This is a genomic window from Brevundimonas bacteroides DSM 4726 (genome assembly GCF_000701445.1).
Lineage (GTDB): Bacteria > Pseudomonadota > Alphaproteobacteria > Caulobacterales > Caulobacteraceae > Brevundimonas > Brevundimonas bacteroides.
Window position 1 is genome coordinate 89,000 of sequence record NZ_JNIX01000008.1, and the last position, 26,059, is coordinate 115,058.

Annotated in this window: 22 protein-coding genes; 10 read left to right on the forward strand and 12 right to left on the reverse strand. The window is 68.9% G+C overall.

Going from position 1 to position 26,059, the window contains the following annotated elements; all coding sequences use genetic code 11:
- Nucleotides 1-43: 43 nt before the first annotated feature.
- Nucleotides 44-535, reverse strand: coding sequence for a GNAT family N-acetyltransferase (locus tag Q333_RS0105270; RefSeq protein WP_029415699.1), 492 nt, complete (start codon nucleotides 533-535; stop codon nucleotides 44-46).
- Nucleotides 536-644: 109 nt separating this feature from the next.
- On the opposite strand from Q333_RS0105270, the gene Q333_RS0105275 reads away from it, so the two are divergent.
- The 5 genes from Q333_RS0105275 (at nucleotide 645) to Q333_RS0105295 (ending at nucleotide 5,831) form a co-directional block, all read left to right on the forward strand.
- A complete protein-coding gene (locus Q333_RS0105275) occupies nucleotides 645-1,322 on the forward strand; it encodes an SDR family NAD(P)-dependent oxidoreductase (RefSeq protein ID WP_029415700.1) in 678 nt (225 codons plus the stop codon).
- Nucleotides 1,323-1,324: 2 nt separating this feature from the next.
- Entirely contained in the window at nucleotides 1,325-2,158 is an 834-nt protein-coding gene (locus Q333_RS0105280) for an HpcH/HpaI aldolase/citrate lyase family protein (RefSeq protein ID WP_029415701.1), read from the forward strand.
- Nucleotides 2,159-2,196: 38 nt separating this feature from the next.
- Nucleotides 2,197-4,248 (forward strand): capsular polysaccharide biosynthesis protein, encoded by a 2,052-nt coding sequence (locus Q333_RS0105285; RefSeq protein WP_245591486.1) that lies wholly within the window; start codon nucleotides 2,197-2,199, stop codon nucleotides 4,246-4,248.
- 70 nt (nucleotides 4,249-4,318) lie between these two features.
- Nucleotides 4,319-5,476, forward strand: a complete 1,158-nt coding sequence (locus tag Q333_RS0105290; protein WP_029415703.1) for a beta-ketoacyl-ACP synthase III — start codon at nucleotides 4,319-4,321, stop codon at nucleotides 5,474-5,476.
- A 97-nt stretch (nucleotides 5,477-5,573) separates the two neighbouring features.
- Complete coding sequence (locus Q333_RS0105295; RefSeq protein ID WP_029415704.1) at nucleotides 5,574-5,831, forward strand: hypothetical protein; 258 nt, start codon at nucleotides 5,574-5,576, stop codon at nucleotides 5,829-5,831.
- A gap of 47 nt (nucleotides 5,832-5,878) precedes the next feature.
- Here the strand turns inward: Q333_RS0105295 and Q333_RS0105300 are convergent, their stop codons facing one another.
- The 8 genes from Q333_RS0105300 to Q333_RS0105335 form a co-directional block, all read right to left on the reverse strand.
- Nucleotides 5,879-6,409 carry a porin family protein gene (locus Q333_RS0105300; protein WP_029415705.1) on the reverse strand — a complete coding sequence of 177 codons (531 nt, stop codon included), beginning with the start codon at nucleotides 6,407-6,409 and terminating at the stop codon, nucleotides 5,879-5,881.
- Between the two features lie 179 nt (nucleotides 6,410-6,588).
- Complete coding sequence (ppdK, locus tag Q333_RS0105305; protein WP_029415706.1) at nucleotides 6,589-9,267, reverse strand: pyruvate, phosphate dikinase; 2,679 nt, start codon at nucleotides 9,265-9,267, stop codon at nucleotides 6,589-6,591.
- A gap of 282 nt (nucleotides 9,268-9,549) precedes the next feature.
- On the reverse strand, nucleotides 9,550-11,892 hold the full coding sequence (gene glyS / locus Q333_RS0105310; protein ID WP_029415707.1) for a glycine--tRNA ligase subunit beta: 2,343 nt from the start codon (nucleotides 11,890-11,892) through the stop codon (nucleotides 9,550-9,552).
- Nucleotides 11,892-12,782, reverse strand: coding sequence for a glycine--tRNA ligase subunit alpha (locus Q333_RS0105315; RefSeq protein WP_029415708.1), 891 nt, complete (start codon nucleotides 12,780-12,782; stop codon nucleotides 11,892-11,894). Before Q333_RS0105315 ends, glyS begins: the two co-directional genes overlap by 1 nt.
- 98 nt (nucleotides 12,783-12,880) lie before the next feature.
- A complete protein-coding gene (locus Q333_RS16865; protein ID WP_051651139.1) occupies nucleotides 12,881-13,777 on the reverse strand; it encodes a fasciclin domain-containing protein in 897 nt (298 codons plus the stop codon).
- 204 nt (nucleotides 13,778-13,981) lie between these two features.
- The gene (locus Q333_RS0105325) at nucleotides 13,982-14,866 is read right to left on the reverse strand and encodes a 4-(cytidine 5'-diphospho)-2-C-methyl-D-erythritol kinase (protein ID WP_029415710.1); all 885 of its coding nucleotides are present in this window, start codon (nucleotides 14,864-14,866) and stop codon (nucleotides 13,982-13,984) included.
- Nucleotides 14,863-16,671, reverse strand: a complete 1,809-nt coding sequence (locus Q333_RS0105330) for a tetratricopeptide repeat protein (protein WP_029415711.1) — start codon at nucleotides 16,669-16,671, stop codon at nucleotides 14,863-14,865. Before Q333_RS0105330 ends, Q333_RS0105325 begins: the two co-directional genes overlap by 4 nt.
- 56 nt (nucleotides 16,672-16,727) lie before the next feature.
- Nucleotides 16,728-18,383 (reverse strand): electron transfer flavoprotein-ubiquinone oxidoreductase, encoded by a 1,656-nt coding sequence (locus tag Q333_RS0105335; RefSeq protein WP_029415712.1) that lies wholly within the window; start codon nucleotides 18,381-18,383, stop codon nucleotides 16,728-16,730.
- Nucleotides 18,384-18,567: 184 nt separating this feature from the next.
- On the opposite strand from Q333_RS0105335, the gene Q333_RS0105340 reads away from it, so the two are divergent.
- Complete coding sequence (locus Q333_RS0105340; protein WP_029415713.1) at nucleotides 18,568-19,353, forward strand: uracil-DNA glycosylase; 786 nt, start codon at nucleotides 18,568-18,570, stop codon at nucleotides 19,351-19,353.
- Nucleotides 19,354-19,357: 4 nt separating this feature from the next.
- On the opposite strand, the gene Q333_RS0105345 is transcribed toward Q333_RS0105340, so the two are convergent.
- A complete protein-coding gene (locus Q333_RS0105345) occupies nucleotides 19,358-21,169 on the reverse strand; it encodes an aminopeptidase P family protein (protein ID WP_029415714.1) in 1,812 nt (603 codons plus the stop codon).
- Between the two features lie 17 nt (nucleotides 21,170-21,186).
- Entirely contained in the window at nucleotides 21,187-22,056 is an 870-nt protein-coding gene (locus tag Q333_RS0105350; protein ID WP_029415715.1) for a 50S ribosomal protein L11 methyltransferase, read from the reverse strand.
- Nucleotides 22,057-22,156: 100 nt separating this feature from the next.
- Between Q333_RS0105350 and Q333_RS17820 the strand changes: the two genes are divergently transcribed.
- The gene (locus Q333_RS17820) at nucleotides 22,157-22,756 is read left to right on the forward strand and encodes a hypothetical protein (protein ID WP_211249696.1); all 600 of its coding nucleotides are present in this window, start codon (nucleotides 22,157-22,159) and stop codon (nucleotides 22,754-22,756) included.
- A gap of 73 nt (nucleotides 22,757-22,829) precedes the next feature.
- Here the strand turns inward: Q333_RS17820 and Q333_RS0105360 are convergent, their stop codons facing one another.
- Nucleotides 22,830-23,027, reverse strand: a complete 198-nt coding sequence (locus Q333_RS0105360) for a DUF3126 family protein (RefSeq protein WP_035293903.1) — start codon at nucleotides 23,025-23,027, stop codon at nucleotides 22,830-22,832.
- Between the two features lie 128 nt (nucleotides 23,028-23,155).
- Here Q333_RS0105360 and ygfZ point away from each other — a divergent pair, with 128 nt between their 5' ends.
- The 3 genes from ygfZ to Q333_RS0105375 all read left to right on the forward strand — a co-directional run bounded on the left by ygfZ (nucleotide 23,156) and on the right by Q333_RS0105375 (nucleotide 26,024).
- Complete coding sequence (gene ygfZ, locus Q333_RS0105365) at nucleotides 23,156-23,959, forward strand: CAF17-like 4Fe-4S cluster assembly/insertion protein YgfZ (protein WP_029415718.1); 804 nt, start codon at nucleotides 23,156-23,158, stop codon at nucleotides 23,957-23,959.
- Nucleotides 23,960-24,072: 113 nt separating this feature from the next.
- Entirely contained in the window at nucleotides 24,073-25,065 is a 993-nt protein-coding gene (locus Q333_RS0105370) for a ferritin-like domain-containing protein (protein ID WP_029415719.1), read from the forward strand.
- Between the two features lie 134 nt (nucleotides 25,066-25,199).
- Entirely contained in the window at nucleotides 25,200-26,024 is an 825-nt protein-coding gene (locus Q333_RS0105375; RefSeq protein ID WP_029415720.1) for an outer membrane protein, read from the forward strand.
- Nucleotides 26,025-26,059 lie beyond the last annotated feature (35 nt).

A 26,059-nucleotide genomic window follows, 5' to 3' on the forward strand; every position in this document is an offset into this window, starting at 1 on the left:
AGCCTCAGACTTAGGCCGCGTCGCCGCCCGGCGAAAGGGCGGCTCAGGCCGGGCGCACCGGCCCCGAAGCCATCGCTTCCCCGACCCGTAGCCACAGGACACGGCGCGGGTCGGCTGGTCCCGGCAGCACGGCGTCGGGCGCGGCCTCGAAACCGAACCGGGCGAAATAGGGGGCGTCGCCGACCAGCAACACGCCGCCGACATTCAATCTGCGCGCCTCATCGATACAGGCCGCGACCAGGTCGGCCCCGATCCCACCGCCCCGAATGTCTCGCGCCACGGCGATCGGCCCCAGGAACACCGCCTCGACCCCTCCGACTGTCACGGCCCACAGCCGGACCGACCCGACCAGCTGTCCGTCTAGCCAGGCGCTGAAGCCCGCGATCTTCGTGGCCCGCTCACGCAGGCGTTCGGCCGTCTTGGCGAAGCGTCCCGGCCCGAAGGCGTCCAGCACCAGCGCCTCGACGGCGACCGCGTCGCCGGGCGTTTCCGGGGCGATCCGGATTGTGGGGGACAGGGCGGCGGACGCGGGCATGGCGCGCGCACCTAGGGCTTTCGGACCATCGCATCAATCCATGATTTGTGACGCGGCTTGCCCCAGCCCGGCGAACGGGACAAGGAACGGCCAGATCGAGGAGCAGACGATGACGAAACGCACGGTGGTGGTGACGGGCGGGCACGGCGTTCTGGGCCGGGCCGTGGTCGAGGCGGCGCTGGCCGATGGGCTGAACGTCGCGCTCATCGACCACGCCGAGGGCCAGACCCCGCCGGAGGGCGCCTTCGAGGTCTCGGGCGTCGATCTGACGGACGTCGGCGCGGCCGGAGCGGCGATCGCCAAAGTCGTCGACCACTTCGGCGGTATCGACGCCCTGCTCAACATCGCGGGCGGTTTCGTCTGGCAGACGGTCGAGGACGACAAGCCCGCCTGGGACCGCATGTTCACGCTCAATCTGACGACGGCACTGAACGCCACGCGCGCGGCCCTGCCTCACCTGAAGGCGTCGTCTGAAGGGCGCATCGTCAATGTCGGCGCGGCGGGCGCGCTCAGGGCCGCCGCCGGAATGGGAGCCTATGCGGCCTCCAAGTCCGCCGTGCATCGGCTGACCGAGTCCCTGGCCGAAGAGCTGAAGTCGACGTCGGTCACCGTCAACGCGGTCCTGCCGTCGATCCTGGACACGCCCCAGAACCGCAAGGACATGCCGAACGCCGACCCGGCCAAGTGGGTCGCCGCGTCCGACCTGGCGACCGTCATTCTGTTCCTGGCCTCTCCGGACAGCCGGGCCGTCACCGGAGCACTGGTGCCCGTCACTGGCCGCGTCTGACGATGGACCTCGTCCGCAGCCTGCTGTTTCTGCCCGCCTCAAACGCCCGGGCGATCGAGAAGGCGCGGACGCTGGACGCGGATGTCGTCGTTCTCGACCTCGAGGACGCCGTCGCGCCCGAGGCCAAGGCGGACGCGCGCCGGGCGGCGGTCGAGGCGGTCCGCGCGGGCGGGTTTCCCCACAGGATCGCCATACGAGTCAATGCGCTCGGCACGGACTGGGGCGAGGACGACCTCGGCGCGCTGACCGATCTGCCGCTGGATTACGTCGTCGCTCCCAAGGTCGAAGAGCCGGGCATCGTCGATGCCTACGGCGCGCGCATGGCCGAGAGCACGCGCTTGATCGCCATGATCGAAACGCCGCAGGCCCTCATGACGCTGCCGGCCATAGCCGCGGCGGGCCAGCCCCTTGCCGGGCTGATGCTGGGCGTGAACGATCTTGCCAAGGCTCTGGGAACGGGCGCGTCGCCCGACCGCGAGCCCCTCAAGCCCTGGCTGGCGGCGACTGTCGCGGCGGCCCGGGCGCACGGCCTGTTCGCCATCGACGGCGTCTTCAACCGGCTGGACGACCCCGACGACCTTGCCGCCGAATGCGCCCAGGGTCGTCTCTATGGCTTCCACGGCAAGAGCCTGATCCACCCGAACCAGATCGTCGGCGCCCATGCCGCCTTTTCGCCGACGGCGGCCGAGATCGCCGAGGCGGAGGCGATCTTAGCCGCCTTCAGAGCGCCCGAGGCCGAGGGGCGCGGCGCGATCCGCGTCGGCGGGGCCATGGTCGAGCGTCTGCATCTGGATCAGGCCCGCGCCCTGCTGGACCGCGCGGCGGCCTGTCGATAGAGGCTGTCAGCCTGAACCGCGCGGCGAAAGCGTCCCGATTGCCTCCCTCCCCGACCAAACGCCGCGCCTGGGTCTGCTCTCCCGGCATCTGGGACACGCCGTTCCTGCGGACGTTTCTTGACGATCTCGACCTTCGCGCCAGCCCCCTCGCCCCCGTCGAGGCCATCGTCGGCTGGGGTCTCAAGCCCACGTCGAAAGGCGGCCGGCGCCGGGCGGATCGCACCAACCTCCCCTACATCGCCCTGGAGGATGGCTTCCTGCGCTCCGTCGGCCTGGGCGAAACCGGGGCGGCGACGCTCAGCCTGATCGTCGATGACGTGGGGGTCTATTACGACGCCAACCGCCCCTCGCGGCTGGAACAGCTTCTGGACGGATCGGAGGACTGGTGCGATGGCGCGATGCGTGCCCGGGCTCGCGCCCTGATCGACAGCCTCGTCGCCACGGGCCTGTCCAAGACCAACATGGGCGAGGCCCTGGACGCCTCCCTCCTGCGGCCGGGTAGCCGGATCCTGCTGGTCGACCAGACGGCGGGCGACGCCTCGATCGCCTGCGGTCTGGCGAACGCCGACAGCTTCGTCCGCATGGTGCGGACGGCCCGCGCCGAGCACCCGGACGCCCAGTTGATCGTCAAGCGCCACCCCGCCGTCGCCGCCGGTCGCAAGCAGGGCTGCATCCCGGACAACGAGCTGTCGGGCGTGACCCTGATCGACGCGGATGTACGCGCTGCCGACCTGCTCGCGACCGTCGACGGCGTCTGGTGCGTGACTTCGGCGCTCGGGTTCGAGGCCCTGCTGCGCGACCTGCCCGTCCGTTGCTTCGGCGCGCCATTCTATTCCGGCTGGGGCCTGACGACGGACGAGGTCGACACGGGCCGCCGAGGTTTGGCGCGCGATGTCGAAACGCTCGCCGCCGCCTGCCTGATCGCCTACCCCCGCTACGTCGATCCCTTGTCCGGCCAACGCTGCGACGCCGAGACGGCAGTCGAACGCCTGCTGACCTTCCGCGACCGGGCCGAGCGGCTGGACGGCGACTGGTCCGCCGTCGGCTTCGCCCCGGCCAAGCGTCCTCAGGTCCGCCGCCTGCTGAACGGACCCAAGACCCGGCTGAAGTATTTCGCGAGCGCGTCGCGCGCCGCAGTCCACGCCGAACGCACCGGTGGCCGCCTCGTCTACTGGGCCGGCAAGGAGAGCCCCGAGATCGCCGCCGCCGCCGCAGCGACCTCGGCCCCGGTGGTGCGCATGGAGGACGGCTTCATCCGCTCGCGCGGGCTGGGCTCGGACTTCTTCGGCGCGCTCAGCGTCGCGCTCGATGACCTCGGCGTCTACTACGACCCCTCCCGGCCGTCCCGGCTGGAACAACTGATCGAGGACGGGGCTCAGGACGCGGCAATGCTCGCCCGCGCGGCCCGCTTGCGCACCCGCATCGTCGAGGCGGGTTTGTCCAAGTACAATCTCGCCACCGGTCCCGCCCGCCCCGACTGGCCCGCCGGTCGGATGAAGCTGCTCGTCGTCGGCCAAGTCGAGAACGACAAGTCGATCCTCAAGGGCTGCGACGACATCCGCACCAACTCCGGCCTGGTCGAGGCCGCACGCGCCGACTTCCCCGACGCCTTTCTGATCTACCGCAATCATCCCGACGTCATGAGCGGCAACCGCCCCGGCCGCCTCGATGCCCACGCGATGGCCGCCGTGGACGCCGTCGCCGACGACCTCGACATCATCGACTGTCTGGAGGCCTGCGACACGCTGGCGACCCTCACCTCCCTTTCGGGCTTCGAGGCCCTGCTGCGCGGCAAGGCCGTCTCGACCTACGGCCGGCCCTTTTACGGCGGCTGGGGCCTGACGACTGATCGCATGACATTCGAGCGGCGCACCCGCCGCGCCAGCCTCGACGCTCTCGTCGCCGCGGCCCTGATCCAGTATCCGATCTACATCTCGCCCGAGGGCTGGCCCTGCGAGGCTGAGGATCTGGTCGAGCGCCTGATCCGCGAGCGCGCTGCGCCCGCTCCGCCTGCGCCCTCCAACCAGATCGCCCGATGGTGGAAGGGCATCAACGCCAGCCTCGACCGCCGTCCGCCGCCGTCCTATTGAGACCAGAAACCAGAGGGATATCGTCCCTCAAGCAGCGAGGCTCCGCGAGCCGAGCGATAGGGACACGACCTTGCCTTCTGCCGTCATCGCCGCCACCGGCCTGTTCACCCCCGAACAGTCCATCTCGAACGCCGAACTGGTCGAGGCCTACAACGCCTGGGCCGAGCGTTGGAACGCCGACCACGCGCTCCAGATCGCCGAGGGCGATGTCGCGGCGCTGACGCCCTCCTCGGTCGAGTTCATAGAGAAGGCGTCCGGCATCAAGAGCCGTTTCGTGCTCGACAAGGCCGGCATCCTCGATCCGGCCCGCATGGCGCCGAACCTGCCCGAACGCTCCAACGAGGAGCTGTCGATCATGGCCGAGATGGCGGTGAAGGCCGCGCGTCAGGCCATCGAGGCCTGGGGCAAGCCGGTCAGCGACATCGGCGCGGTGCTCTGCGCCGCCTCCAACATGCCGCGTCCCTATCCGGCGCTGGCGGTCGAGATCCAGCAGGCGCTGGGCATCGAGGGCTTCGGCTTCGACATGAACGTGGCCTGTTCCTCGGCCACCTTCGGCATCAAGACGGCGGCCGACTTCATCGCCTCGGGCTCGACCAAGGCCGTGCTGATGGTCAACCCCGAGGTCTGCTCGGCCCATCTGAACTTCAAGGACCGCGACAGCCACTTCATCTTCGGGGACGTCGCCACCGCCGTCATCGTAGAGAGCGCCGAGACCGCCGGCCCCGGCGGCTGGGACATCCTCGGCACGCGGCTGAAGACGGTGTTCTCCAACAACATCCGCAACAACTTCGGCTTCCTGAACCGCTGGGCGTTGCCGACCGACGAAGCCGTTCCGCCGACCTCGGCGTCGAAGGACGGCCCGCAGGACGACAAGCTGTTCATCCAACAGGGCCGCAAGGTCTTCAAGGACGTGGTGCCGATGGTGTCGGACATGATCGTCGAGCACGCCGACGACCTCGGCCTGGACCCGACGGCCCTCAAGCGCCTTTGGCTGCACCAGGCCAACATCAACATGAACCAGATGATCGGCCGCAAGGTTCTGGGCCGCGACCCGTCTGAAGACGAGAACGTCATCATCCTGGACGACTACGCCAACACCTCCTCGGCTGGTTCCATCATCGCCTTCCATCTGCATCACGACGGCTTCGTACCGGGCGAGACCGGCCTGATCTGCAGTTTCGGGGCCGGCTATTCGGCCGGCACGGTGTTCGTCAGGAAGCGCGCCTGATCACGGACGAGTGAGCCGTATAACACCGGCTTAGCTTGCGCCTGACAGGCGAGTCTGGAATCAAGAGTTCTCCCAGACGATGCGGCGGAGCGTCCGGATGAGCGCAACCAAGCAACCGACGATCCTTGAGGCCCTGGCCCGTGACGCGGCCCTCGTGCTGAAGTCCTTGGGCGGCTCGGCCCACGAGAGTACGGTCATCGATTGCGTGGCGGCGCTCAGACGACAACGGGGCGAAACCGTCGGGCCGGACCTCGGCCGTCTGATCGTGGAAGCATTCCAACGCTACTCGGAATGGTTCGCCCGCCCCTTCGGCGAAGGCTCCAAGCGCTGGGCCCTGATCGCCGAGCCTGCCTGATCAAGGCGGACCCGCCCCGCGCGGCGCGCGGAGCGGGCTTTGCGGCCTTAGAAGCGGCGGACGTAGCTCACGCCGTAGGTGTCGACCTCGCCGCCGTTGTCGTCGGTGAAGTCCCGGCGCGTCCAGTCGGCGCGGATGCCGTTGACGCCGTCGAACGAATAGGTCGCGCCGGCTCCGTAGTTGACGCTCTCGCCATCCTCTTCGGCCGTGACGCCAGCGACGTCGGCCTTGATCGAGGTCGTGCCGTAGCCGACGCGGCCAAACACTTCGAAGTTCGGCGACACGGGCAGAACGCCGACCACATAGGCGGCGGCGTCGTAGTCCTGCTCGACCGAGCCGGTCACGCCGCCCACGGTGACGTCGTCATCCACCACGCCGATCGAGGCTTCGCCTTCGAAGGCGACGTTCGGCGACACCTTCGCGCCGATGCGGCCCGTCAGGGCGCCGAGGTCAGCGCCCTCGGCGTCGAGCGCCGTATAGCCGGCGGTGCCGTACCACTGCGGCTGGGAAAAGCTCTGCGCCGCGGCGGGAAGAGCGAACAAAGACACGGCGGCGGTCGCGAGAAGAATATTACGCATTGTTTCTTTTAACTCCTAGATGCGGGACTGTTCGTCCCGGCCCCATCCAGCGAGTGCTCAAGTCGTATCTCGACATGGCCGTTCCAAGGCCCGCCGATTGCAAAACCGTAACTGTGGACTCGCGAGCACAGACGGCGTTATACTCGCCGCCTTCTTGCCCTAATCAACCGTCGACAGGATCACCGATCCTTCTCACGCTCGCCGCTCAGCGCCGCCTGGGCCGCCGCCAGCCGCGCGATCGGAACGCGATAAGGCGAGCAGCTGACATAGGCCAGGCCCACCTGTTCGCAGAAGGCGATCGAGGCCGGATCGCCGCCGTGCTCGCCGCAGATGCCCATCTTGATGTCCGGCCGCGCCGCGCCGCCCCGCTCTGCGGCGATCCGGATCAGATCGCCGACGCCGTCCTGGTCCAGACGCACGAAGGGATCGGTCTCGAAGATGCCCTTGTCCAGATAGGCCTGCAGGAACCGGCCGGAATCGTCCCGGCTGATGCCGAACGTGGTCTGCGTCAGGTCGTTGGTGCCGAAGCTGAAGAACTCGGCGTGCTCGGCCAGATCCCCGGCCCGCAGCGCCGCGCGCGGCAGCTCGATCATGGTGCCGACCAGGTATTCGACACTGTCGCCCGCCGCCTCGAACACCGACTTGGCCGTTCGGTCGGTCAGCTCGCGCAGGAACTTCATCTCCAGGCCCAGCGCGACCAGCGGGTGCATGATCTCCGGGATCGGCGCCGTGCCCGACGCCTTCTTGACCGCGATCGCGGCCTCCAGCACGGCCCGGACCTGCATCTCGTAGATCTCGGGATAGGCCACGCCCAGCCGGCAGCCGCGATGGCCCAGCATGGGGTTCACCTCATGCAGGTCGCGCGCCCGTTTCTTCAGCTTGGCGGCGTCCAGCCCAGTCGAGGCCGCGAGCGCATCGATCTCGGCCTCGGTATGAGGGATGAACTCGTGCAACGGCGGGTCGAGCAGCCGCACCGTCACCGGCAGCCCGGCCATGATGGTGAACAGCTCGACGAAGTCCGCCTTCTGGAACGGCGCGATCTTGGCCAGGGCCGCCCGGCGCCCCGCCTCGTCGTCGGCCAGGATCATCTCGCGGACGGCGGCGATCCGTTCGTCGTCGAAGAACATGTGCTCGGTCCGGCACAGGCCGATGCCCTCGGCGCCGAAACCGCGCGCGGTCCGGGCATCCAGCGGCGTCTCGGCGTTGGCGCGCACCCGCAGGCGGCGCACCCCGTCGGCCCAGCCCATCAGGGTCTGGAAGTCTCCGGTCAGCTCCGGCTCGATCATCGGCACGGCGCCGTCCATCACCTCGCCCTTGGAGCCGTCGATGGTGATGACCTCTCCGGCCCTGAACACCCGCCCGCGCGCCGTGAAGGTCCCGGCCTTCTCGTCGATATGGATCTCGCCGGCGCCGGACACGCAGGGCCGTCCCATGCCGCGCGCCACGACCGCCGCGTGGCTGGTCATGCCGCCGCGCGCCGTGACGATGCCGCGGGCCGCATGCATGCCGTGAATGTCCTCCGGGCTGGTCTCCTCGCGCACCAGGATGACAGCGTCGCCCAGCTGGTTCAGCCGCTCGGCCTCGTCGGCGTCGAACACGATCTTGCCGGTGGCCGCGCCGGGCGACGCGGGCAGACCCGCCGCCACGACGTTGCGCGGCGCGTTCGGGTCGAGCGTCGGGTGGAGCAGTTGATCCAGCGCCGAGGGCTCCACCCGGCTGATCGCCTCCTCCCGTGTGATCAGGCCCTCGCTGGCCAGATCGACCGCGACCTTCAGCGCCGACTTGGCCGTCCGCTTGCCGTTGCGTGTCTGGAGCATCCACAGCCGGCCCTGCTCGACCGTGAACTCGATGTCCTGCATGTCGCGGTAGTGCCGCTCCAGCTTGCCGACGACCTCGACGAACTGGGCGAAGACCTCGGGCATGGCCTCTTCCATGGACGGCGCCGTCTCGCCCATCTCCTCGCGCCCGGCCTTGGTCAGGGACTGCGGCGTGCGGATGCCCGCGACCACGTCCTCGCCCTGGGCGTTGATCAGGAACTCGCCATACAGCTTGGCCTCGCCGGTCGAGGGGTTGCGGGTGAAGGCCACGCCGGTGGCCGACGTCTCGCCCATGTTGCCGAACACCATCGACTGGACGTTGACCGCCGTGCCCCAGCTTTCGGGGATGTCGTGCATGCGGCGATAGAACTTGGCCCGGTCGTTCATCCAGCTGGCGAACACGGCCGAGACCGCGCCCCACAGCTGTTCGTGGGGGTCCTGCGGGAAGGGCCGGCCCAGCTCGCGCTCGACCACGGCCTTGTATTCCGCGACGACCTTCTCCCAGTCCTGGGCCCTCAGGTCGGTGTCGACCGTGACGCCGAGCCGGTCCTTGTGGTCGTCCAGAACCTCCTCAAAGTCGTCGTGGCTCAGGCCGAGCACCACGTTGGAGTACATGGTGATGAAGCGGCGATAGCTGTCCAGCGCGAAGCGCCGATCGCCCGCCAGCGCCGCCAGACCCTCGACCGTCTCGTCGTTCAGACCCAGGTTCAGCACCGTGTCCATCATGCCGGGCATCGACGCCCGCGCGCCCGAGCGCACAGAGACCAGCAGCGGGTTGGACGCATCGCCGAAGGTCTTGCCGACGATCCCCTCGACGGTCTTCAGTCCCTCGGCCACCTGTTCGCGCAGGCCGTCCGGATACTGCTGGCCGTTCGAATAGTAGTGGACGCAGGCCTCGGTGGTGATGGTGAAGCCCGGCGGCACCGGCAGACCCAGCGACGACATCTCCGCCAGATTGGCGCCCTTGCCGCCCAAGAGGTTCTTCATCGACGCATCGCCGTCGGCGGAACCTCCGCCGAAGCCGTACACCCACTTGGTCATTCGTCAGCCCCTGAGGATCGATGGCGGGTAGGCCCCGCTCGGGATGCGGCCCTGACTAACGTGCTGCGCGCGCGAAGGCGAGGCCGGGCTGTAACAAAGGGTGATCCGACGACAGGTTCCTTCTCCCCTTGCGGGAGAAGGTGGCCGAGCGCAGCGGGGTCGGATGAGGGGTGAAACTCGGTCAGAGGCGATTGGCAAGCCGACGCCCCCTCATCGGCACCGTGGCCTATCACCCCTCATCCGGCCCTCCGGGCCACCTTCTCCCGCAAGGGGAGAAGGAACCTACCCCGCCACCTGTCCGAAGTCCGCCACCCGGCCCATGACTGCGCGCACCTGACCCAGCAGCTTCAGCCGGTTCTCGCGCTCGGCGGGGACGTCGGAGTTGACCATCACATCGGTGAAGAAGGCGTCGACCGGAGCCCGCAGCCCCGCCAGCGCCGTCATGGCGGCGGCGAAGTCCTCGGTCTCCAGCGCCTGATCCACCGCGCCCCGCGCCCGCTCGACGGCGAAGGCCAGCGTCGTCTCGGCCTCGGGCTGGTTGGGCAGGCCGGTCCCGACCGCCCCAACCGGCAGCGGCCCCTTCTTCTCCTCGGCCTTGAGGATGTTCGACGCCCGCTTGTAGCCCGCCAGCAGGTTCGCCCCGTCGTCGGTGGCCAGGAAGGCATCCAGCGCCTCGACCCGCCGCACGATCCGCACGAGGTCGTCGTCGCCCAGCGCGAACACGGCGTCCACGAGGTCGTGCCGCTTGCCCTGATCGCGGAGGAGGACCTTCAGACGGTCGGCGAAGAAGGCAAGGAGATCGGAAACGACGTTAGTTCCGAGGAAGATGGAAAATCTGCCGCCACCCTCCTCATTCACCCGGCAACTCCCATTGCCATCATCAACCGGAATCATAATCCCGACGAATACATCTGAAGTCAGGGGATAGTTTTCTTTAACGTGACTCGCCGTGATGTATGGATTTGGGCCATGCTTGACAAAAGTCCCGTATGGCCAGTCCAAAACCAAATCATCACCTTCTCGCCTGAAGGTGGCCATAGAAGTCTGTTGGTTCAGCCTGAAGAATTCGAGCGACCTTCGGACCTCGCGATCACGGATCACGCGCCCGTGGCGATCAACTAGTCGCTCAAGCGGCACCCTAAGCCCGTTCTCCAAGACCAGACGGATCACCCCCAACGCCGCCCGCCTCAGCGCGAACGGGTCCTTCGACCCCGTTGGCTTCTCGTCGATGGCGAAGAAGCCGACCAGGGTGTCCAGCTTGTCGGCCAAAGCCACCGCCACCGTCAGCGGCGCGGTCGGGACCGTGTCGGCCGGACCCTGCGGCTTGTAGTGGTCTCGGATGGCGTCGGCGATGGCGTCGCCGTGCTCGGCGCGGGCGTAGTAGCCGCCCATGATGCCCTGCAGCTCCGGGAACTCCCCGACCATGCCGGACGCCAGGTCGCCCTTGGCCAGACGCGCGGCACGCTCCGCCTGATCCGGATCAGCCCCGACCAGGGGCGCGATCTCGCGGGCCAGGGCGGCGATCCGCTCCACCCGCTCGGCCATGGTCCCCAGCTTGGCGTGGAAGGTCACGCCCTCCAGCTTCTTCAGCCAGGCGTCGAAGCCGACCTTGCGATCCTCGTCCCAGAAGAAGCGGGCGTCGTTCAGGCGCGCCGACAGCACGCGGCTGTTGCCCGCCGCCAGCGCCTTGCCGCCGTCCGTCGCCTCGACGTTGGCCACAACCACGAAGTTCGGCGCCAGCCCGCCCGTCGCCGGGTCGCGCACGGCGAAATACTTCTGGTGCGTCTTCATCGACAGCCGGATCACCTCCGGCGGCAGGTCCAGGAACGACGGGTCCATGTCACCGAGAATCGGCGTCGGCCATTCCGCCAGCCCCGACACTTCTTCCAGCAGGCCGTCATCCTCGACCAGCTCCAGCCCCCGCGCGCGGCAGGCGGAGCGGGCACCCTCGAGGATGTCGAGCTTACGATCCGCCTGATCCAGCAGGACGTAGTTGTCCTCCAACTGCTTGCGATAGTCCTCGAACGACCGGACCTTCAGCGGCCGACCCGTTCCCATGAAGCGATGCCCCTCGGTCGCGTCGAAGGACTCGATGCCGGGGGCCCGGCCACCGAGCTCGGGCGAGCCGTCGGTCACGATGAAGGGCACGACCTTGCCGTCGAACAAACAGACGATCCGCTTCAGCGGCCGCACCCATGTCAGCGTCCCGTCGCCCCAGCGCATCGATTTGGGCCAGGGGAAGGTCCGGATGATCCCCTCGACCATCTCCGGGATCAGATCGGCCGTCGCCCGCCCCTTCTGCTCGATCACGGCATAGAGGACGCCGTCGCGCTCGGTCAGCTGATCGCGCGTCAGACCGGTCTTCCGGAGGAACCCCTCCAGCGCCTGTTCCGGCGCCGAGGCCTTGGGCCCCTTCAGCTCCTCGGAGCGATCCGGCGTCGCCGCCGGCAGGCCCTCGACCACCAGCGTCAGCCGCCGCGGCCCCGCGAACGTCGTCAGCGCCTCATAAGCGAGACCCGCGGCCTTGAGCCGCTCGCCCGCCATGCGCTCCAGATCGCGCGCGGCCTGCGCCTGCATCCGCGCGGGGATTTCTTCGGAGAAGAGTTCAAGGAGAAGCTGGGGCATCAGGCGGCCCTCTTCTCTTCTTCGACCCAGGCCAGGGCGCACGCCTTGCACAGGTCCCGGATGCGGCCGATGTAGCTCTGGCGTTCCGCCACGGCGATCGCGCCCCGCGCGTCCATCAGGTTGAACAGGTGGCTGGCCTTAAGCACCTGGTCATAGGCCGGCAGAACCAGCGCCTGCCCCTGCGGCCCGCGCATGGCGAGCAACCGCGACACCTCCGCCACCATGTCCTCGAACCGGCGCTTCAATCCGTCGACGTCATAGCCGTGGAAGTTGGCTTCCGACTGCTGGCGCTCGTTCTCCAGGAAGACCTCGCCATAGGTCGTGCCCTCCTTGGTGAACTTCAGATTATAGACGTTGTCGACGCCCTGGACGTACATGGCCAGGCGCTCCAGCCCATAGGTCAGTTCGCCCGACACCACGTCGACCTCGATGCCGCCGACGCCCTGGAAGTAGGTGAACTGCGTCACCTCCATCCCGTCGCACCAGACCTCCCATCCCAGACCCCAGGCCCCGACCGTCGGGTTCTCCCAGTCGTCCTCGACGAAGCGGATGTCGTGCAGCTTCGGATCGATGCCGATGGCCTTCAGGCTGTTCAGATACAGATCCTGAAGGTCGTCCGGGTTCGGCTTCAGGATCACCTGATACTGATAATAGTGCTGCAGCCGGTTGGGGTTCTCGCCATAGCGGCCGTCGCCGGGGCGGCGGCTGGGCTGGACGTAGGCGGCCTTCCACGGCTTCTTGCCGAGCGCGCGCAGGACCGTCGCGGGGTGCAAGGTCCCGGCCCCGACCTCGATGTCGTAGGGCTGCAGGATGGCGCAGCCCTGGTCGCCCCAGTAGCGGTGCAGCGTCAGGATCAGGTCCTGGAAGGCGAGCGATTCGGTGTGTTTCAAGGCGGTGTTCGCAGGCGCAAAAGGAAAGGCGGCGGACCCTAGAGCCCGCCGCCTCCCAACTCAACCGGACCTCTCATGAGGTCGGTGCAAAGACCCGCTTAGGACTGCGGCTCTTCGGTTTCGGTCGTGTCGTCCTGCTGACCGTCCGTGGGGTTCGGAACGGGGGGCGAGGCGACGGTCTCGACCGAGGTCGCGACTTCACCGTTCGGAGCCTTGATCGCGGCATCCACACCAGCCGCGGCCTGCGGAGCCGGGTTGGTCGGCGGCGGCGCGACTTCGCCCGCGTCGGTGTCGGCTTGCATGCCGTCATCGGTCATGGTGCTGTCGTCAGCTGGGGCGACCGGCTCGACCTCGTCCGACACCGGCGGCGTCGTGGCGGCATCGTCGGCCGGAGCCGCCGTGGCCTCTTCCGCATCACCCGTGGCGACCAGCGATTGGGCCGGGTTCAGCACGCGGTCGATCACGAAGATCGCACCGTTGCCGGCGTCAATATCGGCCTGGGTCACAGTCGCGGCGTCGACCTTGATGGCGTCGCCGGTGCCGTCCAGCTGGACCTGGGTGCGAGCGGCCGTCTCGACGCCACCCAGCGCGCCCTCGATCTGGCTCGAGTTCACGTCGGCGACGATCACATGATACAGCAGCAGCTGACGCAGCTCATTGACGTTGGCCGGATCGAGCAGGCGCGTGCGCTCGCCTTCCGGCAGGGCCGCGAAGGCCGCATCCGTCGGGGCGAAGATCGACACGGCCGACTGGCTGCGCAGGGTGTCGGTCAGTTGTGCGGCGTCGAGCGCCGACAGCAGAGTCGAGAACTCGCCGCGCTCACGCAGCACATCGACGACAGTGTTGTTCGAGGCGGGCGTCCGGGCCTGCGCCGAGGCCTCGGCTGCGGGCTGGGCCGGAGCCGTCTGGGCGGGAGCCGCGTCCTGGGCGACGGCGGTGCCAGCGCCGAACAGGGCGATGGCGGCAGTAGCAGTCAGCAGTCGAGTGCGAAGCATGACAGTATCCTTTCAATGCTGCACGGACCGCCGGGGAGGAAAGGCATCGCGGTCCGTTACTCAGTGTTACAGGGCCAACAAGGCGTCTCGCCTGCGGCCGGTTCCACTGAGAAGCATCTTTTCGGAAACTAAGGCACAGCTCGGGATGATCTTTGGGCAATGTCGTCTTGAGTGCCGGATTGACGCCCTGTGAGCGCCGCAATCTCAAGCGTTGCCGTTTCTCCCGCCGAGAATTGCCGGGCGTATCCACCAGCCGGGATAATGGGTCTTGAGGCGTGTCCCGGCGTCTCGGGCTTCGCCCAGCGATCCGAAGATTCCGAAAACCGTCGCGCCTGACCCGCTCATGCGCGACAGCATGAGGCCCGCACTTTCATTCAGGGCGTCCAGCGCCCGTCCGATTTCGGGCTGGAGGCGGATAGCGGGCGCTTCCAGATCGTTCCGCTGTCGCGCGAGCCAGGTGACGATGTCGGGTAAGGTCCGGACGTCCGGGTCCGACGGACGGTCGGCCTCCCCCGCCCCCCCGGCGTCATAGGCCCGATAAACCGCGCCCGTCGGCGAGGGGACGCCGGGGTTGACCAGAAGGACGGGCAGGCCCGGCATCTCCGGCGCGTCGGTCAGGACGTCGCCGATCCCCTCGGCCCAGGCGGTGCGGGCGCGCAGGCACATCGGCCCATCCGCGCCGATGACGCGAGACACCTCGGCCAGGGCGGCCTCGTCCATTCCGAGGGACAGGGCGCGATCGGCCAGGCGCAGCGCGGCCGCCGCATCCGACGACCCTCCACCCAGTCCGGCGGCGATGGGAAGTCGCTTGTCCAGCGTCACAGCCAACGGGGGCTCCCCGATGCCGGCCGCATCACCCAAGGCCCTGAGCGCGCGCAGGACCAGATTGTCGCCCTCCCCGGCCAGCGCCGCGCCGAAAGGCCCGGTCACCGTCAGCGACAGCCGATCGGCCAGAGCGACGGTCACCGCATCTCCGACATCTGCGAACGCCACCAGGCTGCTCAGCGGATGATAGCCGTCAGGCTGAGGCGCGCCGACGTGCAGGAACAGATTGACCTTGGCAGGCGCGAGCGCGCTCAGCGTCGTCAGAGGCCGGCTCCGACGCTCGCTTCCGGGGTCAGGCCTTCGGCCAGCTTGCGCTCGACCGCCGCGCGCCGCTCGGCATCGGCATCCAGCGTCAGAACACGGTTCCACTGAAACCCGGCCTCTCGCCGGCGACCCACCATCCAGTAGGCGTCGCCCAGATGGTCGTTGATCTCGGCGTTGGCGGGCTCCTTGGCCACCGCCTGCTCCAGGGTTTCGACGGCGATCTCGTACTGGCCCTGACGGAACTGGGCCCAACCGAGGCTGTCCTGGATGTTGCCGTCCTCCGGATCGGCGGCATGGGCGCGGGCGATCATCTCGGCGCCCTCGGCGACGCGGGTTCCGGAATCGACCCAGAGGTAGCCGAGGTAGTTCAGATAGACGGGTTCGTTGGGAGCGGACTGAAGCGCGGTCCAGAGCTCGGCCTCGGCCTCCGGGATACGACCGAGCGACTCATAGGCGGCGCCGCGCAGGAAGCGGATGTCGGGGGTCTGGTCGACTGTGTTCAGCAGGGGGCCGTTCAGGATGGCCAGCGCCTCGTCATAGCGCTCCAGCTGCATCAGCTGACCGGCGGAGACCTGGGCGATCCGGGCGTCTTCGGGGGCGGAGCGCTGGGCAGCCTGGAAGGCAGCCAGCGCCTCCTCGTTCCGCTCCTCGGCGGCGAGGGTCAGGCCTCGCTGAACCTGGGCAGCGGCATGGATATCCGCAGGCTGTTCCGGCACCTGGGCCAGGACGGACAGGCCGAGATCCCGCAAATCCTCTTCCTGGGCCGCCGTCTGGCCGAGCAGGTAGAGGGTCTCGGGCGTGCGATCCAGAGCGACGGCGAGACGCAGATAGACTACGGCGAACTGACCCGCGTTCTCGGCGGAGGCCTGCCGCGCCGCGATGGTCAGGGCTTCAGCGGCCCCCTCGCGCAAGCTGGGCAGGGCGGGCGGGCGGCCGCGCGACGCGGCGCGCTCGCGGGCCAGGGTCAGGGTTGGATCCGGCGACCCCTGCGCGATGGCGGCGTGATAGACCGCGAGGGCCTCGTCGCGCCGACCCCGCCGCTCCAGGAACTCGCCATAGGGCACCCGGAAGATCGGAGCCGTTCGAGGGTTGTCGATCAGGGCGCGCAGGGCCTGTTCAGCCTCGTCGTAGCGACGGCGGCGTTCCAGCAGCTGGGCCCTGTTGTAGCGGCCGAAGACGACGACCAGGGGGTCTCCCGTCGGATTGGGCTCGGCCAGCGCCGTCTCCCAGTCGCCGGCCGCCGCCGCGATCCAGGGCGAGACCAGAGCCCCGGCGCGAGCATGAGGCGCGCTGACCGGGTCGGCCTTCAGCCGGATGTTGGCCCGACGGGCCTCGCCGCGTTCGAAGTCGAGGACGGCGGAGACCAGTTCGGCCGCCTCGCCGATCGCCGCCGACAGGCTGGCGTCGGACGAGGCCGCGCGGGCGGCATAGGACAGGTCGCCCGCCAGAAGCGCCGCCGTCGTGGCCTGCTCGGTGACCGAGGGCTGTTCCGGCGTCAGGGTCTGGACGGCGCTGAGGAATGCAGAGCCCTGCTCGAAATCGCCCAGCGACATCGCCGAACGGCCGGACAGGAACAGCCCATAGGCCGTGCGGCCCATCTCGTCGCGCGGCGACGGCGACCAGACCCGAGGGATGGCGTCGATGGTCGGAGCGGGCGTCTCCTCGCCCTCGCCGACGACGATCAGGGGCGGTGGCGGCGCAGGCGCCACATCCTGAATGCGCGGTGCTGGGGCCTCCTGCGCCAAGGCTGGAGACGTCAGCACGGTGGCGGCGAGGAGGAACGGGCGAAGGGCGGTCAGGCGCATGGGGACGACATTCCCCGGCTTATGCGGCGACGGCAAGGCCCCTCGCCCCTCCCGCGTCACATGTTCGGATAGTTCGGCCCGCCGCCGCCCTCGGGCGTTGTCCAGACGATGTTCTGCGACGGATCCTTGATGTCGCAGGTTTTGCAGTGGACGCAGTTCTGGGCGTTGATGACGAAGCGCGGATCAGTCTTGGCCGCCTCGTCGGCGTAGACGACCTCGTACACTCCGGCGGGGCAGTAGAGCCGCGCGGGCTCGCCATAGATCGGCAGATTGACCCGGATCGGCTTGTCCGGATCGATCAGCTTCAGGTGCGCGGGCTGTTCCTCGGCGTGGTTGGTGTTGGAGATGAAGACGCTCGACAGCTTGTCGAACGACAGCTTTCCGTCCGGCTTGGGATAGGCGATCGGTTTGTGCTTGGCCGCCGGCTCGGTCGAGGCCGCGTCGGTCTTGCCGTGCGTCTGAGTGCCGAACATGGACAGGCCGCCTGTCACACTCTGGCACCAGAGGTCGAACACACCCAGCGCCCCGCCCAGGGTCGTGCCGAACTTCGACAGCAAGGGCTTGGCGTTCCGGACCTGTTTCAGCTCCTTGTAGACCCAGCTGGTCTCATAGGCCGCCTGGTAGTCGGCCAGTTCGTCGCCCGCGCGGCCCGCCATGACGGCGTCGTAGGCGGCGTCGGCGGCCAGCATGCCGGTCTTCATGGCGTTGTGGCTGCCCTTGATGCGCGGCACGTTCACAAAGCCCGCCGAACAGCCGATCAACGCACCGCCGGGGAAGGCGAGCTTCGGCACCGACTGGAAGCCGCCCTCGGTGATGGCGCGGGCCCCGTAGGAGATGCGCGTTCCGCCATCCAGATGCTCTGCGATGGCGGGGTGGTGCTTGAAGCGCTGGAACTCGTCGAACGGCGACAGGTGCGGGTTCTTGTAGTTCAGGTGCACGACGTAACCGATGGCCACGTAGTTGTCCCCGAAGTGGTACATGAAGCTGCCGCCGCCGGTGTGCTCGTCGAGCGGCCAGCCGGTCGTGTGCTGGGCGAGGCCGGGGCGGTGCTTCTCGGGCGGGACCTGCCACAGCTCCTTCAGGCCGATGCCGAACTTCTGCGGCTCCTTGCCCCTGGCCAGGTCGTGGCGGGCGATGATGGTCTTGGCCAGCGACCCGCGCACGCCCTCGGCGATGAAGACGTATTTGCCGTGCAGCTCGATCCCCGGCTGGAAGTCGCCGGTCGGCTGGCCATGCTTGTCGATGCCGAAGACGCCGGCGACCACGCCCTTGACCCGACCCGTCCCTTCTTCCCAGACCACATGGCTGGCGGCCATGCCGGGATAGACCTCGACGCCCAGCGCTTCAGCCTGTTCGCCCAGCCAGCGGCAGACGTTGGCCAGAGAGGCGATGTAGCAGCCGTCGTTGTGCATCATGGGCGGAAGCGCCCACATGGGCAGGCTGACCTGGCCCATCGGCCCCAGCACCATGAAACGGTCCTCGATGACCGGCGTCTCGAGCGGCGCGCCGCGCTCCTTCCAGTCGGGGAACAGCTCGGTCAGGGCGCGCGGGTCGATGACGGCGCCGGAAAGGATGTGCCCGCCGACCTCCGCCGACTTCTCGAGAACCGCGACGGAGATGTCCTTGCCATCGGCGGCCGCGCGCTGCTTGAGCCGGATCGCGGAGGCGAGGCCCGCCGGACCGCCGCCGACGATGACGACGTCGTATTCCATGACGTCGCGCTCGACGCCCTGGAGCGCCTCCAGCGGCGGCAGGTTGTCGAGGATGGCTTCCTGGGCGGGGGACGTGGCGCCGCCTTCGATGGCTTGGGCCATGAGGACCTTCGTTGTTTTCCGTGGACGCCCCTTATCCGAAGGTGACGCGAGGGCGGTCAAGGCTTATCCCTGACGCAGTCCCATGAACGTCGAACCTCGCGACATCGCTGCAATCGAGAGCCTGCTCGCCTTCTGGCGCGACGCGGGCGTGGACGCCTGCTTCGAGGACGCACCGCAGGACCGCACGATCGTCGTCGCGCCGGCGCTGAAGGCGGTGGCCAAGGCGACGGCGTCCGTCATCGCCCCGGTCGACACCCGCGACGTGATCGCCGAGGCGCGGGCACTGGCGCGGTCCGCCGACAGTGTCGAGGCTCTGGCGCAGGCGGTGGCGACCTTCCGGGGCTGCGATCTCGTAGGGCTTGGCGCCCGGGGCTGCGTGTTCGGGCGGGGAAACGCGGAAGCTTCGGTGCTGGTCATCGGGCATGCTCCCGCCGCCGAGGACGAGAGCGCGGGCCAGCCCTTCTCGGGCCGGGTCGGGGTGCTGACCGACCGCATGCTGGCCGCGATCGCGGCGTCCGACCGGGCCTATCTGACCAACACCGTGTTCTGGCGTCCGCCCGGCGACCGGGCGCCGACCGCCGAGGAGCAGGCGACCTGCGCGCCCTTCCTGGAACGACTGCTGGAACTGATGAAGCCCCGTGCGGTGCTGTTGCTCGGCGCCGTCGCCGCGCGCGGGGTACTCAAGAGCGAGGAGAGCATCGTCAAGGCGCGCGGCCAGTGGCGGGAATGGCGGCTGGCCGAGGGCGATGTGTCGGCGCCGGCGCTGGCCACCTTCCATCCGGCCTTCCTGATGAAACAGCCGCAAGCCAAGCGTCAGGCATGGGCGGATCTGCTGGCGCTGGCGGCGAAGCTGGAGAACACCACCTAGCCGGTCACAGCGGACGGCACTGCGCCTCCAGCCAAGCCTTGACCTCGCTGTCCAGCAGCGGCCCGACCTTGGCCAGCGTTTCCGCATGATAGGCGTCGACGTAGGCGCGTTCGTCCGCCGTCAGCAGGTCGACGTCGACCAGGCGTCGGTCCAGCGGCGCGAAGGTCAGTTGCTCGAAGCCATGCATCGGACGCTCGCCGTCGGGGATCGGCTCAGCCGGAGTGACGACCTGCAACGTCTCGATGCGGATGCCCCAGTGGCCCTCGCGGTAGTAGCCGGGCTCGTTCGACACGATCATGCCGGGCAGCAGGGGTTGGGTGTTCACCGCCTTGGCGATGCGCTGGGGACCTTCGTGGACACCGAGGTAGGAGCCAACACCGTGGCCCGTGCCGTGGTCGTAGTCGAGGCCCGCCATCCACATCGGCAGACGGGCGAGCGCGTCCAGCTGATGCCCCGTGGTTCCGGCCGGGAAACGCACCGTGGCCATGGCGACATGGCCCTTCAGCACCAGGGTGAACATGCGGCGCTGATCCGCCGAGGGTTCACCGATGGCCATGGTGCGGGTCACGTCGGTGGTGCCGTCCAGATACTGGCCGCCGCCGTCGACCAGCAGCAGCGAGCCCCGCTCCATCCGCCGGATGGTGCGGGTCACGGGGCGATAGTGGGGCAGCGCCGCGTTCGGGCCGACGCCGGCGATGGTGTCGAAGCTGAGGTCCTTGAGCGCCCTGGTCTCCTCGCGAAAGCGCTCCAGCGCCTGGACCACGGCGCGTTCATCGGGCAGTTCGACCTGGGCGACCGTATCGACCCAATGCAGGAAGCGGGCGAGCGCCGCGCCGTCGCGGATGTGGGCCTGGCGGCTGCCCTCGATCTCGACGGCGTTCTTGGTCGCACGCGGGAGAGTGCAGGGGTCCATGGCGCGGACGACCGAGGCGCCCGCCTGTTCCAGCCTGTCGAAGTACCAGGCCGAGGATTGAGCCGGATCGATCAGGACGCGGCGGCCAGACAGGGCGTGCAAAGCGGACGGGAGGGCGTCGGGCCCCTCCACCTGGACCGCGTCGCCGAGCCAGCCGGGGAGTTCGTTGGTCACCTTGGCGGGGTCGAGGAACAGGCGCGCGCGGCCGTCTGACTCGACGATCGCCTGTGCGAGCGGCAGGGGCGTGCGGATGACGTCGCCGCCGCGCACGTTGAACAGCCAGGCGATCGACGCCGGCGCGGTCAGCACGGCGGCGTCGGCCCCGGCCCTGGCGATGGCCTCGCCGATCCGGGCGCGCTTGGAGGCGCTGCTTTCCCCTGCGTAGCGTTCGGGGTGGGGCACGACCGGCGCGGTCGGCTGAGCGGGGCGAGCCTTGCCCCAGGCGACATCGACAGGGTTGGCCTCGACCGGCTTGAGTTCGGCCCCGGCCCTGCCCGCCGCGCGGCGCAGGGTGGCCAGCGCGTCCGGGCTGTGCAGGCGTGGATCGTAGCCGATCACCGCGCCCTTCGGCGCCTGTTCCAGATAGGCCGGCACGCCGCCCTCGACGAGGTCGCGCAGTTCGAACTGCCCCGCGTCGACCTGGGCCTTGACCTGCACGGTGTAGCGGCCGTCGGTGAAGACGGCGGCCCGATCCTTCATCACCACGCCCGCGCCCGCCGAGCCCGTGAAGCCGGTGAGCCACGCGAGGCGGTCGTTGGCCTCGGGCAGATATTCGTTCTGATGTTCGTCCTCGTGCGGCACGAGGAAGCCGTCCAGCCCCTGCTCGGCCATGGCGGCGCGGACGAGGGGCAGGTGCCTGCTCCCGAAGGATGGGTCGGTTGTTTCGTCGAAGGTCTGGCGCATGGCCCTCGCTTACGCCGTCACCCCACCCGCCTCAACACCAGGGCGCTCCAGGCGTCGCGGCGGATGCGGCTCTCTAGCCTGAAGCCGCGCGACAGATAGGCCGCCGTGACCCGCCGCTCCTGCGTCCGCAGCAGGCCCGACAGAACCGCCACTCCACCGATGCGCAGCGCCAGCTTGATGTTCTGCGACAGGGCCACCAATGGCGGGGCGAGGATGTTGGCGAAGACAAGATCATAGGGCGCTTCCGCCCGGATGCGGCGGTCGTCCAGGCCCGAGGCATGGAAGAAGCGGCACTTGGCGCGGTTCAGGCTCGCGTTCTCATTGGCGATGCGGACCGAAACAGGGTCGATGTCGGTGCCGACGGCGACGCGACTGCCGGTGCGCGCGGCGGCGATGGCCAGCACGCCCGTGCCGCAGCCGACGTCCAGCACCCGCTCGAACCGCTCTCGCTTCAAGAGGTCGTCGAAGGCCATGAGGCATCCAGTCGTGGTGCCATGATGGCCGGTGCCGAAGGCCGCGCCTGCCTCGATCCGCAGGTTCACGGTCGACGCCGGAGCCCGCCCGCGATCGTGGGCGCCATAGACGAAGAACCGCCCTGCACGCACCGGCGGCAGGCCCGACAGCGACATGGCCAGCCAGTCGGCGTCGGCCAGATCCTCGGTCGTGACGACCAGATCGCCATGGTCGGCCAGCACCGCCCGCAACCCCTCGGCCTCTTCGTCCGAGGTCGGGAAGGCATCGATGCGCCAGATCCCGCGGTCCTCGTCCTCTTCCAAGATGGAGTAGGTCGCACCTTCCAGCAGCGGGGTCACGTCGATGGCGGACGCGGCCGCCTCGGCGATCGCGCGAGGGCCTCGGGCGATGATCTGCACCGGGTTTTGGGACATTCAGCAAACCTCGCTATCATCGCGAATCGATACAACCACGAACGCGCCCGGCTCCTGCCCATCCGGTCGTGTCGCTTTCAACCGAGGGGTCGGGGAATACATGGCCAAGTCACCGTCTACTGCCGCGTCCAAGACGTCCGCCGCTTCCAAGCCGAATACGGCCGCGAAGTCGACCGCGAAATCCGCGACCACCACCGCCAAGGCTCCTGCTGTCAAGACAGCTCCGGCCGCGAAGGCACCGGCGGCGAAGGCTCCGGCCGCCAAGATCGCCCCAGCCAAGGCTTCGGCGGCCAAGACGCCGGCGGCCAAGGCCGCTCCCGCCGCCAAGGCCGCCCCGGCGGTGAAGGCGACCACCAAGGCCCCGGCCGCAAAGACGGCGGTGAAGGCCGCGCCGGCCGCCAAGCCCGCTTCCTCCGCCAAGGCTCCTGTCGCCAAGACCCCTGCTGCCAAGCCCGCTGCAAAGTCGGCCGCCAAGGCCGCTCCGAAGACGGCCCCCGCCAAGCCCGCAGCGGCCGCCAAGCCTGCCGCCCCGGCTGCAGCGGCTCCAGCGGCCAAGCCCGCCGCGCCTGCGAGCCCGGCTCCGGCCGCGACCGCCGCGCCGGCGGCCACGACCACGACCTCGGCGCCCGCCGCCCGCTCGCCGGAACCGAAGAAGGGCCTGCTCGGCGGCATCGCCGACTTCATCTTCGGCAAGCGCTGATCTCAGGTGTCTGAAACGCGAAACGCCGGGCGGAGCGATCCGCCCGGCGTTTTCGTATGCGCCGTCCGCCAGATCAGGCGGCGGGCAGGTCCTCGGCCAGGATGGCCATCTCGAACATGAAGCTGCCGTCCTCGTCCTCGTCGGCGAAGACGACACCGATGAACTCGTCGCCGACGTAGACCTCGGCGGAGTCCGACACCTTGCCACGCCCCTTCACGATGATGCCGCCAGTGTTGAAGGTGCGCTTCAGATGGGTCTCGATGCGCTTCATGTCGTCTTCGGTCACGGGGGGCCTCGGGTGGTCTAGGAACAGGGCGCGGACCCTAGAGGGCAGAGCGCGCCAAGGGAAGGCTGAACCGGCGTCTCCCGTTCCCTGACGTCACGCCCTATCTGTTGGCCATGATCGATTCCATCGCTCGCCTGGACAGCCGCGCCCTGATCCGGGTGGCGGGGCCGGACACCCGGTCTTTCCTGCACAACCTGCTGACGCAAGACGTGGAGACGCTGGCGCCGGGCGAGGTGCGGTTCGGGGCCCTGCTGTCGCCGCCGGGACGGCTGCTGTTCGACCTGTTCCTGTGGGGCGAGGACGACGCCGTGGTGCTGGACGTGGCGGCGGAGCGGAGGGACGCCCTGACGGCGCGCCTGTCGATGTACCGGCTGCGGGCGCAGGTGGAGATCACGTCGGACGACCGACCGGTCTTCGCGAGCTGGCCCGGCGTGGCGGACGGCTTCGTCGTCGATCCCCGGCTGCCGACGCTGGGTGGGCGGGCGCCCCCTGACGCTTCTTTGGGCAAACGGACCGCCGACGCGGACGAGGATGCGTGGGACGCCCACCGTCAATCGGTCGGCGTACCGGACCCGACGCGGGACGGCGGCCATGACGTCCGCTATCCGATCGAGGCCTACTTCGACCTACTGAATGGCATCGACTTCAGGAAGGGCTGCTTCGTCGGCCAGGAGACGACCAGCCGAATGAAACGGCGCGGCGAGATCAAGAAGCGGATGCTGCCGCTAACCTTCGACGGCCCGCCCCCGCCTGAGGGCGCCGAGGTGCTGAACGGCGAACTGCGGGCGGGCGAGGTGCTGACCGGCCGCGATGGCGCGGCCATCGCACTGATGCGGCTGGACCGAATGGAGGGCGCGCTCACCGTCGAGGGTCGAGCGACCACGGTGATCATGCCCCCATGGCTAAAGGCCGACTAAAGTTAGCCCCGGCTGAACTGTGAAGATTTGGCTTTCTCACGGCCAAGCTGAAACCGCCACATGTGCGGCGAGTATCTGTCAACGGAAGGGCATGTCGCCGACGGAGGCACCGCGTGTCCACGACTGAACAGATCATCGAAAAGCTCGACCAGAGGGCCGAGCGCCTCGCCCAACGGCGGAAATTCTTCAAGACGGCCGGAGGCTTCGCCGTCGGGGCGGTCGGCGGCGCCGTGGTCGGGGCCTGCTCCAGCTCCTCGGACACCGCCGTCGCGCAGAACCCGCCGACCGGCCAGGCCAACCTGGACGTCGAGATCCTGAACTTCGCGCTGCAGCTCGAATATCTGGAAGCGCAGTTCTACTCCTTCGCCGCGTTCGGGACCGGGTTGCCTCAGAGCTCGCTGACCGGGACGGGCACGCAAGGCGGGGTCATCGGCGGGCGTCAGGTGAACTTCACCGATCCCCTGGTGCGCCGCTACGCCAATGAGATCGCCGCCGACGAGGTCGCCCACGTCAACTTCCTGCGTGGCGCGCTCGGCTCGTCGGCGGTGGCCCAGCCCGCCATCGACGTCGGCGGGACCGACCCGAACGGCGCCTTTTCGACCGCCGCGCGCGCCGCCGGACTGGTCGGGGCGGGCCAAGCGTTCGACCCCTATGCGTCAGACGAGGCCTTCCTTTTGGGCGCCTACATCTTCGAGGACGTGGGCGTCAGCCTCTACAAGGGCGCGGCGCCGCTGGTGACCTCCAAGGTCTTCCTGGAGGCCGCCGCCGGCATTCTGGCCGCCGAGGCCTATCACGCGGGCCTCGTTCGCACGGTCCTTTCGGCCAAGGGCATCGCCACGCCGTCCCTGATCGATGCGACGGAGGCGATCTCCAACGCTCGCGACAGCCTGGACGGGCCGACGGACCTGGATCAGGGCGTGCGGCCGACGGGCACGGGCAATGCGGCCGCGTCCAACATCTTCCCAAGCGACAGCAACGGCATCGCCTTCAGCCGGACGGTCCAGCAGGGGTTGAACATCGTCTACCTCAAGTCCGGAACGGGCCAGACCAGCGGCGGCTTCTTCCCCGCCGGCCTGAACGGACCGGCGACCTTCCGCACGACCTGAGCATCGCGCGCGCCTCGCTGTCCGATCGGCGGGGCGCGCCGGGCCCGGCCTTCTGGAACAGCCCTCCTTCCCAGACATTCCCGCGTGAGCCCAGGGCGCCCCGGCCCGCGCGGCGGCAACTCAAGGACGACACGATGACCAAGCTTCTTATCGCAGCGTCGGTCGCGGCCGTGACGCTCGCGGCCTCGCCCGCCATCGCCCAGGACTGGTCGGGCGGCTACGTCGGCATCCACGGCGGCTATGGCCAGACCAACGACCAGGACGACGAACGGCTGCGCTTCGACCGCAACCTCGACGGAAACTTCGGAGACACCGTGCGGACGGCCGCGGGCGCGGACGCCTTCAGCCCCGGCTCGTGCGGCGGCTCGGCCAACACAGGCGTGTTCGCCGACGGCTGCGATGACGACTTCGACGCGGCGGAAGCCGGCGTGCGAGCGGGCTGGGACTTCCAGTTCGGATCGTTCGTGGTTGGCGCGCTCGTCGAGTACTCGGGCGTCAGCGCCGAGGACAGCGTGACCTCCTACTCGTCGACGCCGGCGTCCTACACCTTCGAGCGCAAGCTGGAGAACCTCGCCGCGGTTCGGGCGCGGCTCGGCTATGCAATGGGTCCGGCGCTGTTCTACGGGACCGCCGGCGGCGCCAGCGGGGAGATGTCGAACCAGTTCTTCTCCAGCAACGGCGTCAACAGCTTTGACGCCACGGTCAACGACGATGAGGCCGACGGCTATCAGGCCGGGGGCGGGATCGAGTACCGGCTGGCGGGCAACCTGACGCTCACCGGCGAGTACATCTACACCTCGCTGGAGGCGCCGGACTTCACCATCCGTGTGGGACGGGGCATCGCCCCGGCGAACAATCCATTCGTCCTGACGCCGAACACCACCGGCACGGACATCACCCGCTCGAACGGCCGCTTCGGTCTGCACGCGGTGCGGATCGGGATGAACTACCGCTTCTGAGCCGCCGCGAGGCCGGTCGCGCGAACCGTATCGGG